This window comes from Amycolatopsis acididurans, from assembly GCF_012328925.1.
In the GTDB taxonomy this organism is placed as follows: Bacteria; Actinomycetota; Actinomycetes; order Mycobacteriales; family Pseudonocardiaceae; genus Amycolatopsis_E; species Amycolatopsis_E acididurans.
Genome location: NZ_JAAXLS010000030.1, coordinates 64,391 through 76,684, shown reverse-complemented (window position 1 = coordinate 76,684; position 12,294 = coordinate 64,391). Strand labels below are relative to the sequence as shown.

General features: G+C 68.6%; 12 protein-coding genes. 6 read left to right on the top strand and 6 right to left on the bottom strand.

Annotated features, from left to right (window positions below):
- Window positions 1-382: 382 nt before the first annotated feature.
- A complete protein-coding gene (locus tag HFP15_RS29800) occupies window positions 383-982 on the top strand; it encodes a TetR/AcrR family transcriptional regulator (protein WP_168520095.1) in 600 nt (199 codons plus the stop codon).
- Here HFP15_RS29800 and HFP15_RS29795 read toward each other — a convergent pair.
- Entirely contained in the window at window positions 939-1,559 is a 621-nt protein-coding gene (locus HFP15_RS29795; protein WP_168520094.1) for a TetR/AcrR family transcriptional regulator, read from the bottom strand. The two genes, HFP15_RS29800 and HFP15_RS29795, sit on opposite strands and share 44 nt — an antisense overlap.
- Before the next feature lie 75 nt (window positions 1,560-1,634).
- Window positions 1,635-2,993, bottom strand: coding sequence for a cytochrome P450 (locus tag HFP15_RS29790; RefSeq protein ID WP_210718038.1), 1,359 nt, complete (start codon window positions 2,991-2,993; stop codon window positions 1,635-1,637).
- Between the two features lie 269 nt (window positions 2,994-3,262).
- Here HFP15_RS29790 and HFP15_RS29785 point away from each other — a divergent pair, with 269 nt between their 5' ends.
- Window positions 3,263-3,733, top strand: a complete 471-nt coding sequence (locus HFP15_RS29785) for a hypothetical protein (protein WP_168520092.1) — start codon at window positions 3,263-3,265, stop codon at window positions 3,731-3,733.
- Between the two features lie 52 nt (window positions 3,734-3,785).
- On the opposite strand, the gene HFP15_RS29780 is transcribed toward HFP15_RS29785, so the two are convergent.
- From HFP15_RS29780 to HFP15_RS29770, 3 genes are all read right to left on the bottom strand, one after another.
- Window positions 3,786-4,862, bottom strand: a complete 1,077-nt coding sequence (locus HFP15_RS29780; RefSeq protein ID WP_168520091.1) for an Rv3169 family protein — start codon at window positions 4,860-4,862, stop codon at window positions 3,786-3,788.
- Complete coding sequence (locus HFP15_RS29775) at window positions 4,856-6,268, bottom strand: phosphotransferase family protein (protein ID WP_168520090.1); 1,413 nt, start codon at window positions 6,266-6,268, stop codon at window positions 4,856-4,858. The genes HFP15_RS29780 and HFP15_RS29775 overlap by 7 nt, the downstream gene beginning before the upstream one ends.
- A gap of 92 nt (window positions 6,269-6,360) precedes the next feature.
- Complete coding sequence (locus HFP15_RS29770) at window positions 6,361-6,891, bottom strand: MarR family winged helix-turn-helix transcriptional regulator (protein ID WP_168520089.1); 531 nt, start codon at window positions 6,889-6,891, stop codon at window positions 6,361-6,363.
- A 129-nt stretch (window positions 6,892-7,020) separates the two neighbouring features.
- On the opposite strand from HFP15_RS29770, the gene surE reads away from it, so the two are divergent.
- The 4 genes from surE (at window position 7,021) to HFP15_RS29750 (ending at window position 11,873) form a co-directional block, all read left to right on the top strand.
- The gene (gene surE, locus HFP15_RS29765) at window positions 7,021-8,055 is read left to right on the top strand and encodes a 5'/3'-nucleotidase SurE (RefSeq protein WP_168520088.1); all 1,035 of its coding nucleotides are present in this window, start codon (window positions 7,021-7,023) and stop codon (window positions 8,053-8,055) included.
- A gap of 72 nt (window positions 8,056-8,127) precedes the next feature.
- Complete coding sequence (locus HFP15_RS29760) at window positions 8,128-9,663, top strand: AMP-binding protein (protein ID WP_168520087.1); 1,536 nt, start codon at window positions 8,128-8,130, stop codon at window positions 9,661-9,663.
- A 48-nt stretch (window positions 9,664-9,711) separates the two neighbouring features.
- Entirely contained in the window at window positions 9,712-10,362 is a 651-nt protein-coding gene (locus tag HFP15_RS29755; protein ID WP_246272146.1) for a hypothetical protein, read from the top strand.
- A gap of 5 nt (window positions 10,363-10,367) precedes the next feature.
- Window positions 10,368-11,873, top strand: a complete 1,506-nt coding sequence (locus HFP15_RS29750) for an AMP-binding protein (RefSeq protein WP_168520086.1) — start codon at window positions 10,368-10,370, stop codon at window positions 11,871-11,873.
- On the opposite strand, the gene HFP15_RS29745 is transcribed toward HFP15_RS29750, so the two are convergent.
- On the bottom strand, window positions 11,857-12,294 hold the full coding sequence (locus tag HFP15_RS29745; protein WP_168520085.1) for a hypothetical protein: 438 nt from the start codon (window positions 12,292-12,294) through the stop codon (window positions 11,857-11,859). The genes HFP15_RS29750 and HFP15_RS29745 overlap by 17 nt on opposite strands.

The window sequence follows — 12,294 nt, the reverse complement described above, 5'->3', positions numbered from 1 at the left end:
GAAACGCTGGACGATGCGGTGGAAACCCGCGCTGAACGCGTTCGAGATCGCCTTCGACGGCCGTCTGGCCGCCGGACGCAAGTAGTTCCCCTTCAACCCGAGTTACACCGCTCGTTTGACAGACCCTCGCCAGTGGCCTTCGGATGGACGATCTGCTCGCGCACCTCGTCGTGGAGTGATCGGGCAGGCGTCCGACAGCGCAGCCGTGGCGTCCTTCCGGGACAACGTGTGCGTGCGAACACCACTGGGCCGGTTGGTCGAGCAGGTTCGCCTCGCAGAGGCCGCGCTGTGCGGTCGGCCGACCGCGTGCGGGTGACCCGCTGATCGGGCTTGTGCGGTCGGCGGTGGTGGCACGGTTAGCATCTGGGCGGAAAGGGGGCCCATGTCTACCGTGCCTACCCACGACGACTCGTCGCTGCCGGCGGTCCCGCCCGAGGTGGTTGCCGCGGCCCGGCGCTGTTTCGCTCGCTACGGAGTCGACCGCGTGACGATGGAGGACATCGCCAGGGAGGCCGGCATCGGCCGGACCGGCCTGTATCGGCTCGGGCTGGCCCGCGAGCAGATATCGCAGGCCGCCATCCTCGACAAGGCTCGCGAGCTCGTGCAGACGCTGCGGCCGGACCTGGAGCGGGACCTCCCGTTCGCGGATGCCCTTGTCGAAGGCTCGATGACCGTGCTCGAGCGCGGTCTCGGCGATGAGGAGCTCAATCATCTCGTGGACACGTGTAAGTCGGTCGACATGCACACGCTCATGGGCGGACCGAACCCCACGATGCGGGCGCTCGCCGATCAGCTCCTCGGCCCCTTGTTGCACCGCGCCGCGGATCGCGGGGAGCTGCGTGCGGGGGTCGATCTGAGTCTGGCTCTCGACTGGATCCGGGGCGTGTACGTCATGCTGTGGCTGCGCTCGGATTTGACCGCGCGTGATCGCCGTGCCTTCATCGAGGATTTCCTCGTTCCGTCGCTGGCCGCTCAGCGTTGATTTCGCCCGCAGGGGGTTCGAGTCGCAGGCCATGCAGGATGAGCGCGGCTAGGTGATGGAGGACGACCTCGTGGTCGTCGGAGCAGCCGGGCAGGAGCGCGCTGTCCAGTGTCACGTAGCCCAACACCATGCTCAGCACGGCGCGCACCGTGATGTCGGCGTGTTCGGTGGGGAAGCCCCGGCCCCCGATCTGGCTGACGGCGATCCGCATCACGGCGGACAGTCCCTCGTTCAGGGTTGACCAGACCCGCGTGGTCAGTTCTTCGTCAAGTTCCTCTCCGGCGAACATGAGCATTCGCAGCGCGCCGGTGTGCTCTCGGCTGTTGCGGTAGAGGTCGGACACGAACTCGTAGACGGCCTCCGCCGAATCCGTAGGCGTGCTCCGCTCGGTCCACCGCGCCGTCCACTCCTGGACGAACTGCAGCAGGGGCTGGGTGATGACCTCGCGGAACAGTTCGCCCTTGGTGGGGAAGTGGCGGGTGAGCACCGACCGGGTCACGCCGGCGCGATCGGCGATCGCCCCCATGGTGGCGCCGCGGTAGCCCTGTTCGCCGAACGTGGCCTCAGCGGCCTCCACGATCTGTGCACGTAACTGTGCCGACGAACGTCTTTGCCGACTCGTCGGCCTGGCCACGGTGCTGTCGGAGGTCACTCACCCGAGACTAGTGTTGCCTGCTGCTGTGAGGTTCCCGACCACGACCGGCAGCGAGGCGATTCCGTGCAGCACGAAGCTGCGATGCATCCGGAGGCCGGCGTCGGCGGCCAAGCGCAGGGCCGGGTAGTGCCGCAGCAGCATCTCGATGCCCACCCGGGCCTCGAGGCGGGCGATGGCGGCGCCGAGGCACGTGTGCACCCCGCGGCCGAAAGCGAGGTGTCGCAGCGGTCGTTCGGTGTCGAGGTGAAGCTCATCCGGTGCCGAGGTCAGAGCCTCGTCCCGGTTTCCGGCGGCGTAGGCAAGCCAGACCATGCTGCCGCCCGGGATCGGCACGCCGGCCACTTCAGCGTCGCACGTCGCCGTCCGGAAAAGCCCCTGCACCGGGGACTCGAGCCGAAGCATCTCTTCGGCGAAAGCGGGAATCAGCGACTCGTCCTGACGGACGCGCTGCTCGAGCTCGGCGTCGCTGAGCAGGCGATGGGTCATCGCGGTCAGCAGGTTGGTGGTGGTTTCGTTGCCGCCGACGAGGAAGACGACCAGCATCTGCAGCATCTCGTGCACGGTCAGCGGCCGGTCCCCGGGGAGCCTGGCCGTGACCAGATCGGTCAGCAGATCATCCTGGGCAGCAACGCGCCGGCGCTCGATCTGATCGGTGAAGTAGTCGTAGAACTCGTCCACCGACTCGAATAGGTCACTGACCTGTCCTTCGGAGAGGTCGTTCGCGCCGACGCCCTGTGTGAAGGCGTCCGACCAGCGCTTGAAATCGTCGAGCCGCTCTTCGGGGACACCGAGCATCCTGGCGATGATGGTCATCGGCAGCGGCATCGCGTAGCTGGTGACGAAGTCGAAGGAGCTTCGTGACTTCAGCGCGCCCAGCAGTTCACCGGCCACCTGCCGCACTTCCGGCTCCAGCTGCGCGACGCGCCGCGGCGTGAAGGCCTGGCTGACGAGCTTCCGCTGGCGGATGTGCAGGGGCGGATCGGCGTTGAGGAGGGCGGGGTCACGGTTGATTTCGAGGCGCCGCAACGCTTGGGCTCGCAGCGGGGCGGACGTGCGCGTGTCGTCAACCAGGCGCTGGGCGAGACCGGTGACCGAGCTTGCTCCGCTCTGCAGTCGCGAGGAGAAGATACCGGGATCGCGCAGTACTTCCACGATGTCGTCGTGGCGGCTGACGACGAATGCACCCAAGGCGTCCGACCAGTGCACCGGTGCTTGCTCGCGAAGCAGGGCGAACGTGGGGTAAGGACACCGCACCGCCTCTGGATGAAGCGATACCAGTTCGGCGAAGGCCGTTTCCGGATCGGTGGGGCAACTCGGGGTTCGGGACGGAGTGGATTGGTCCGGCTCGACGGTCACGACGGCCTCCCTTGAATTGACGTGCCTCGACATTAAGGGACACTGGTGTCCCTTAACAAGAGCATCCGCGTGGCGAGGCTGTTTCGGGTTGCGGCCGGCCTATCCGGATGTCCTTGGTGCTCAAGCAGAATCCGGCTCTTCTCTGGAACGGTTCGGTCGAAAAGCATTGTCCAGAAAAGGAGTCTCGCGGTATAAAGTCGTGATTGGACGGAAGGTCGGCGACGGTTGCGAATCGCGCACGGCTACCGGTGCAACCAGGAGTGTCACGCATGATCGAACCCACGGCCGACGACGTCATCGGCGCGGTGATCACGACATTGGAGCGGGATATCGCACCGAATGTCACCGCCGCCGACGACGGATACACCGCGAGTCTGTGCCGGACGGTCGGGCAGATGCTCCGCTCGGTGCGCAGCCGTCTTCGTCACGAGGAAGCGGCGCTCATCGAGGACAACGCCGAGTTGCGCAACCTGCTCGGCACATGGTCGGTCCAGCTCCCGCCGGACGCGCGGCGCGAGGTCGACGAGATTCTGGCCGGCGCCGGTGAAGTGCCCACGGATGTCGCGGTGACGCGGCTGCAGGACGAGGCCATCCGGCTGCGCCGTGGGCTGGTCGTGCTCATCGAAGCGTTGCCCGATCCGGCGCATCCCGCGCGCGCGGCGGGGCGTGCGTACCTCAGCCACCAGCTCGAGCGCGAGCGCCTCTGGCAGGTGGACGCCTTCGACGGGCCGCGCCGCTGACGCGCTCAGGGGCGCGTCAGCGGCATCCGGCACGGCAACGGCCGCCGAGCCCTCAGCCCGGTAACAGGCCGCTGCGGTCCATGATCGGCAAGTGGCCGATCCCGGGTTCACCGTCCACGGTCAACCGTGCCAGCTGTTCGCGATGCCCGGCGGGCACCACCGCGCCACCGGAGCGCACCTCCGCGGGATCGGTCAGGTCGTAGCAGTCGTATTCGACGACCTCACCCCGGCGCGCGCCGAACCCACGGCCGTCGTCGAACCCCCTGCTGTAACCGCCACCGCGGCCGGCCCAGGCGCGGGCGGTCAAGGGTTCCGCGATGATTTCGGCCGTGTCACCGGACTCGAGGTGAACCCACAGGCGTGCTCGCCGGTAGACGCGGGTGCCGGGGGCGAAGCTGACGTCGTACTCGATGTCACGGACGCGCGCCACGGCACCGTCGTGGTACAGCGCGCCATCGACGTACCGGGGTCGCCCGTCGGCGTACTCGCGCAGCTGGAACATCCCGTGGCGTGCCCCGGCGGTGAAGCTGCACCACACCGTGAAGCTGCGGGTTCGTCTGCTCATCTCGGGCGGTTCGAGCCCGCCGACGTCGACGCGGACGCCCCACGCGTGGTCCCGGTCGCCCCACCAGTCTTCGACGCGGTGCCGGCCCGCACCGAGCTCGATCCATCCGTCCCAGCTGCCGACCTGCACGTAGCGTTGCTGGTCCTGCAGGATCCGGGCGTCACCCAGCTCGACGTGGTGCCGTTCCAGGTGGGGCGGCCGGTCGGTGCGAAACTCGAGCCGCGCCCGTAACCGCGGCGTGTCCAACGACAACGCGATGCGACGGTACGGCGCGTGGACCTCTACGGTGAGCGGTCCGGCGCTGCCGGCCAGGAATCCGGTGGCCGCTTCGCGCTGGGTCGCCACGCGGACATTGTGCTGCGTGTGCCCGTCCAGCACGCACAGGAAGCCGTCGCGGGTGGCCATGTTGGGGTACCGTCCGAAGCCCGCGAAGAACGCGAGCCCGCTTCGGGGATCGGCCCCGCAGAACCAGTACCGGTCGAAGAAGCGGTGATCGCTCGTGGCCACCACCGCGAACGGCTGCGGAAACTGGTGGAAGAGCGTTTCGTCCAGATCGCTCAGCATGCCTTGGCCGCCGGCCCGAACGCACTGTGCGCCGCCCGGAGCAGGAACCTCGGCGACATGAGCAGGCCCGCCACGGCGTCGGAGATCCGGGCGGGGTCGGCGACGAACTTGGCGCGCAGCCGGTACGCCGAGACACCTCGCCAGGCGTCGTGCCAGACCCGGTAGTAGGCAAGCCTCCGCGGGTCGGGCCGCGGGCCGCCGGCGTCCTGATAGGCCCGCAGGAACTCCTCCCACGGCAGTATGGGCTCGACGCTCGGCCGGACGTAGGCCAGATCCTCGGCGGGATCGCCGAGATGCGCGCGTTCCCAGTCCAGCACGGCGGTGGGCGCCGTTCCCTCGATCAGAATGTTGTGGAGGCCGAAGTCGCCGTGTACGAGCACGGGCCGCGCGACGTCGCCCGGCACGTGCTCGCGCAACCAGGCCAATACCAGTGCGAACACCGCCGCGTAGGGGTCGGCCGCTTCCGCGACCGCGTCGAGCACTTGCCGGCGCTCGTCGACCGCACCGGCGATCTCGTCCCTGGTGCACATCGGCGGCAGCGGCGCGGATGTCAGGCTCGACGTGTCCAGGGAATGCAGCCGGGCAAGCACCGCGGCGATCCGCTCGGCCGTGCGCCGGTCGACCGGCTGCGACGGGCCCCAGACATCGCCGACGCAGCGTCCAGCCGACATCCCCGTGGCGAAGGCGGGCTGGCCGAGCGCCGACTCGTCCAGCCACAACGGCTCCGGCACCGGAACGCGGTGCTGCCACGCGAAGCTCAGCGCGGCGAACTCGCCGGCCAGCGTGTGCGCCGTGCGGCCCTTGGCGACCTTGCGGATCACGACGTCGCGTGCGCCGCGTCCGTACTCGACGGCCGCGGTCAGCATCTCTTTCGAGAAACCGCCGGAAAGTACCCGTACATTCGAGACGGCGTGAACCACCTCGCCGGCACGGGCCTGCTTGCGAAGGCACGCGAGAAGTTCGCCCGCGGAGACGGTCGGCGCCGGCTGTACCTGTTCGGCCGCGCCGGAGCGCTCGTCGTCGCCCACAGCATTCGGGACCTGCGCCAGATCGGTCTCGATCAGCCACTCCACGAGCCGTGCGAGATGGCCGGCATCCTCTGCCGCGGTGGCCGCACGGCCGACCAGGGCCGGGGCGTCGTTGAAGACCGCCTCGAAAAGCTCGTCCGGCTTTCCTGGCGGGGATGACCACAGCCTCGCGGCGGTGCCGGTGATCTCCGGCAGCCGCAGTATCCGCCGCTCCCGAACCTGATCATCGAGGACCGCACGGTGGCGCAGCGAGGCGCCCAGTTCCCGTACGGCGGCCGCTTGCTCAGCCCCCGCCGGTAGCCCGGAGAGGGCGGCTTCGATCGCTCGGTCGACCGGGGGGACGGCCTGGGCGGGACGGGCGGACAGCTTCGGGACCACCGGGTCGCTCCCTTCGGCAAAAAGTCTATGTACAGACTAATGTGTACTAGACTAAAGTGCCAGTGGTGATGATCCGGTGTGCGAGCCGAAGGTCAGTGCACCTTGTCGCCTGCCGCCTCGCGCAGGTCGATCAGAAGGTCGAGCAGCGTGTCCACCTGACCGGGTTTGGGGTCGCCGAGCCCGAACCCGATCTCGTTGAGTCCCACGGTCGCCTTGGACACAAGCTTCCGGCCGGTCGCGGTGATCGTGATCAGCGTGGCTCGCCGGTCGGTCGGGTGCGGCTTGCGGGTGAGCAGCCGCCGCTTCTGCAGCCGGTCGGTGGCCAGCGTGGCGGTCGTCGCGTGCACCATCAGGTTGCGTGCCAGGTTGCTGACCAGCCGGGTGCCGTTCTCGGAGAGCTGCAGGGTCATCAGCACGAGGTAGTCCGTCAGGTTGAGCTTGTGCTTGCGCAGCTGGGCTTCGACGGAGTCGACGATCAGGCGCTGGTAGCGCAGCAGTGAGGACATGGCGAGAAACCGCTGCTCGTCGCCCGGCAGTTCCTGTTCCAGCCAGTAGTGACGCGCCCAGTCCACAGGATCCTTGATGGTGTGCGTCGGCGCTTCTGTCGCCTCGTTGGTGGCCATGGGCGCGCTTACCCCAATCGATTTCGTGTCAGTGCAAATTGTCGGTTGCTCAACAGTCTACCGGTCAGGCAGCCGCCCTGACCTGATATGTGCGGCGGCTCGCCGACGAGCCTCAGGAGGGTCGTGTTCATGAATTGGTTACGGGTGCGGTACCGCCGTGTGGTGGTCGTGGTGGTGCCGGCCCTGCTGGCCGCGGTGTTCCTCGCGCTGCCTTCGGCCGACGCGGCTCGTAAGCCGCCGTCGCGCAGTGCGCTGGAGGGTGCGCGCATCATGCTGGTCAACGACGACTCGGTGCAGGCGGCGAAAGTCAACGGTGCCGACGGCCGCGGGTTGTACGTCCTGCGTGCGGCGCTTTGCCGTGCCGGTGCCGATGTCGTGGTCGTCGGCCCGTGGGGTCAGCAAAGTGGCCGCAGCCGGGCCACGGCCGCATCGCCGCAGGTGAGGGTGGCACCGCCGCTGGGTGTGCCGGCGCGCTTCGCCGCGGACTGCTCCGCGGCTCCGTCCCGGGGCGCCGTGCTGGGGGTGTGCCAGGGCGCCGATCCGTGCGGACCGTCTTCGGCGTCGGTCACTCCGGCCGACGCTGTCGACGTCGCCCTGAGTGCATTGCTCGGCGACCGCTTCGGCTGGTCGAACGGGCCGGACCTGGTGCTCTCCGGGATCAACTCGGGCGCGAACACCGATCTCGCGGTCAATCTGTCGGGTACGGTCGGCGCCGCCGTCGCTGCCGTGGAGCATCGCGTACCCGGTATCGCGGTGAGTGCGGGCACCCGGGCGACCAGCATCCCCGACGATGCCAGCTACGAGGCGGCTGCCGACTACACGACGGGCCTGGTGGCGCGCCTGCTCGCCGGGACCGGAGCCGAGCGGCTCGTCCGCGACAGCGTGATCGTCAACGTCAACTGCCCTGATGTGCGTGCCGGCGTCACACCCGCTCCGCGATGGACCGCGGTGGGCCAGGTCGCGCTCGACCGCCTCTCCTATGCGAAGTCGGCAGCGGACATCTACCAGATGTCCTACGGGCCTGCCTCGCCGGCGCCGGTGCCCGACGCGGGTAGCGACACCGCCGCGCTGCTGCGAGGCGAACTCAGTGTCGGTGCCGTGTCGGTGAACCGGGACGCATCCGCCGACGCCCGCTGGCTTTCCGCGCTGATCGGGAACCAATAGATCTAGTAGACGATAGTTGATGAATAGACTAAACTTCCTGCTGTCGCTGGTCGAGAACGATGGGGTGATGCCATGACCTTCGCTGCGTCCCTGGCCGCACAGCGCCCTGGCGAAATCGCGTTGCGCGACGCCGCCCAGGAGCTGACGTGGGCCGAGGTCGACGAGAAGCTGCGGGGGCCGGTCAACGGATTGCTCTCGCTCGAGCTCGGGCCGGAGCGCCGCGTGGCGGTCTTTGCCGCGAACTCCGCGGACACCCTGCTGAGCTACGTCGCGGTCACGCTCGCCGGATGCTCGGCCGTTCCGGTCAACTTCCATCTGACCGCCGACGAAGCGGCATACATCCTCGCCGACGCGGGCGTGGGCGTGGTGCTCGCCGACGAGACGACGGCGGCGCGTGCGGTGGAGGCCGCCCGTGCGGCAGGTGTGCCACTCGTCGTGACGCACGGTCGGGAAGTGGACGGCGCACGGACCTGGACCGAGTGGGTGCGCGAGGCAGGCGACTCGGAGCCGCCGACCGACCGGAAGCCGTTGCCCTCGCTGGTGTACACGTCGGGGACCACGGGACGGCCGAAAGGGACGGAGCTGCCGCCGACCGCATTCGTCGGTGGCGGCGACATCGCCGAACACGTCGAGCGGCTAGCGGCCATGTCCTGGGTGCGGCATGGTGCTCATCTGGTCGTCGGGCCGATGTACCACAGTGGCCCCCTGGTCGGCACCCGGCTGCTCGCCGGCGGTGCGCCGGTCACCGTGCTGGCCAGGTTCGACGCGGAGACGGTCCTTGCTGCCATCGAGCGGTACCGGATCGGCAGCACGGTCATGGTTCCGACCCACTTCGTTCGCCTCCTGGCGTTGCCCGAGGCCGTCCGGGTCCGCTATGACGTCTCGTCCCTGAAGTACGTGCTCCAGGTCGGGTCGAAATGCGCGGTGGACGTCAAGCGCGCGATGATCGACTGGTGGGGTGAGGTGATCTGGGAGAGCTACGGGGCGAGTGAGGTCGGCACGACCTGCCTGATCGGTGCCCGGGAGTGGCTGGGCCATGTCGGGTCGGTCGGCAGGCCGGTGTCGCCGTTCGAGGTTGTCGTCGTCGATGAGGACGGCGACGAGGTTCCCCCGGGCGTGGAGGGGCGGCTGTACTTCCGGGACACGACGGGCCGCGGCATCGTCTATCACCAGGCGCCGGACAAGGAACGCGATGTCCACCTCCAGCCGGGTGTGTTCACGCTCGGCGAGATCGGGTACGTAGACGACGAGGGGTACGTCTACATCACCGACAGGTTCTCCGACATGATCGTGTCCGGCGGGGTGAACATCTATCCGGCGGAGTCGGAGCTCGTGCTGGCGACGCATCCCGAGGTCGACGAGGTCGCCTGTATCGGGGTGCCACATGCCGAGATGGGTGAGGAGCTCGTGGCGGTCGTGGTCGCTCGCGACGCCCTCGCCCCGCCCGATCCGGCGGACGTGCTGGCGTACTGCCGTGACCGGCTGGCGCATTACAAGTGCCCGCGCTCGGTCCAGTTCGCCCCGTCGTTACCCCGTTCCGCGATGGGCAAGCTCGACAAGCGCAAGCTCAAAGCGGCCTTCACCTCAGCGCGAATGCAAGTACAATAAATAGTCGAGTAGTAGACAACCTCGTAGATCGTGAGGAGAGGCAACGCAATGACGCGAATGTCCACCCCGAACGGTTCGGCCGTCGCCGAGCTGGAGCTTTCGTTGCTGCAGCTGCTGCGCATGAAGGGCCGGCTGAAGGCGGACGACGTCCCGGCGTCGCTGAACCATGACGCCGGGCGGTGCACGCAGATGCTGGAATCGGTCACCGAGGCCGGGCACTGTGTGTGGAAAGGGTCTTCGGTCAGGCTCACCCCGGATGGCAGGCAGCGCTTGACCGAATTGCTGGAAGCCGAGCGGTCCTGCCTCGACCAGGCGCGACTGCAGGACCTCTACCACCGATTCGACGAGCACAACACGGCTTTCAAGTCCATCATCACCGCTTGGCAGATGCGCGATGCCGACACTCCGAACGACCACACGGACCCCGGCTACGACGGCGAGGTCCTGGAGCGGCTGGAGGAGCTGCACGTCTCGTTCACCGCTCTGCTCGAGGAGATCGTGGCGGCCGCGACGAGGCTCACGCACTACCCGCCCCGGTTCGCCGCGGCCCTGGACCGGATCCGGGCCGGCGAGCACCATTTCGTGGCCAGGCCGATCATCGACAGCTATCACACGGTGTGGTTCGAGCTGCACGAGGAGCTCATCGGCCTGCTGGGCCGGACCCGTGCCGAGGAAGCGGCCGCCGGGCGCGCGGTCTGAACGCGGTGTACCCGGGAATCCACGCCGCCGAGAAGCCCGATCGCCCGGCGCTGATCATGGCCGGAACGGGCCGGTGCGTCACCTACGGCGAGCTCGACCGGCGCTCCATTCAGCTCGCCCGCCTGTTCGACGAGCGCGGGCTGGCGCCGGACGCGACGGTCGCGATGGTGTGTGAGAACCGGACCGAATGGGCCGAGGTGATGTGGGCGGCCGCGCGGAGCGGTCGCTGCCTGGCCCCGGTGAACTGGCATCTCGGCCCGCACGAGCTGGCCGAGGTGCTGCGGGCCTCGGGTGCGGCGATGGTGATCGCGGGACCGGCGGCGCAACGGGCACTGCGTGACGTGGACGGGCTGCCCGAGACGCTGGGGATCGAGGCGGGCGCGGCGTTCGAGGATTACCACGCCGCCGTGTCGGCCATGTCGGCAGGCCCGTTGCCTGCCGAGCGGCTCGGCGGGCGGATGATGTTCAGCTCGGGCACGACGGGAACGCCGAAGGGCATCCTGCATCCCGGTACCGGCGTCCATCCCGCGCAGGCGCCACCACATCTGGGGCGCTACACGGAGTTGTTCTCGTTCGACGGCGACATGGTCTACCTGTCCCCGGCTCCGACCTACCACACGGCACCGTTCCGGTTCGTCTTCGCGGTGACCCAGCTCGGCGGCACCGTGGTCGGCATGGACCGGTTCGATCCGGTCGAGGCCCTGGCTGCCATCGACGCCTACGCCGTCACGCACGCCCAGTTCGTCCCGACGATGCTGCTGCGGATGACGCGGCTCGAAGAGCAGACGAAACGCCGGTTCGCGGTCTCGAGTCTGCGCGTGGCGATCACCGGCGGTGCGCCTTGCCCGCACGAGCTGAAGCTTCGCGTGATGAACTGGTGGGGCCCGGTCCTGCATGAGCTCTACGGGGCGTCGGAAAGCTACGGGAACTGCCACATCGGGCCGCAGGAGGTGGCGGATCACCCGGGTTCGGTCGGCCGTGCCCTGGCCGGAACGATTCACGTCACCGACGAGGACGGCACCGAACTGCCGACCGGTGAGATCGGCACCGTCTGGTTCGAGGGAACGACCCAGTTCCGTTACCGAGGTGACGAGGCCAAGACACGGTCGTCGGCGCATCCCCTCGGATGGCGCACGGTCGGCGATCTCGGACGTCTCGACGACGAGGGGTATCTCTACCTCGCGGGACGGCGCGACCAGCTGATCATCTCGGGCGGGGTCAACATTCACCCCCAGGAGGCCGAAGACGTTCTGGCCCTGCACCACGCCGTGGAGGACGCCGCGGTCGTCGGCGTTCCCGACGAGGAGTACGGGCAGGTCGTGCACGCGTTCGTCGTGCCGGCCGCGAACGCGGAGCCCGGCGACGAACTCGCCGCGGAACTGGTGGCACACTGCCGTTCCCGGCTGGCGCACTACAAGTGCCCGCGGAGTATCGGCTTCGTCCAGGAGCTGCCGCGCGGTGACAACGGCAAGCTCTACAAGCGCAAGCTCGCCGTCAACGGACCACAGTAGACAGCAGCTCGCCGCGCAGCCGCAGGCCGGTGCCGTCGTCCTGTCCGGTCGAGAGCCAGTCCTCGAGCGGATCGATGAGCGCGATGACCACCTCGTGGTAGCGGACGCGGGTGCCGTTGCCGGCGGCGAAGTCCTCGATCGCTCCGTGTGGCAGCGAAGCCATGAGGGCGAGGTTGTCCGCGAAATGCGCCTTCCTGACCTCATCGGACTCGATCCACTGACGGCATCGCGACAACAGCTCCCGAAGCGTGGTGACGTCGCGCGCGAGCTGAAGCCCCGCGTCGTCCCACTCGACCTGGGCCAGCGTGGCCCGGATCTCGGCGAGTCGCGCCTTGGCGTAGGCCGAGTCCAGCTCCGGTTCGACGACGTCGCGAAGGATGCGGCGCACGTGCGAGATCAGCTCGGCGGGGGTCGGACGCAT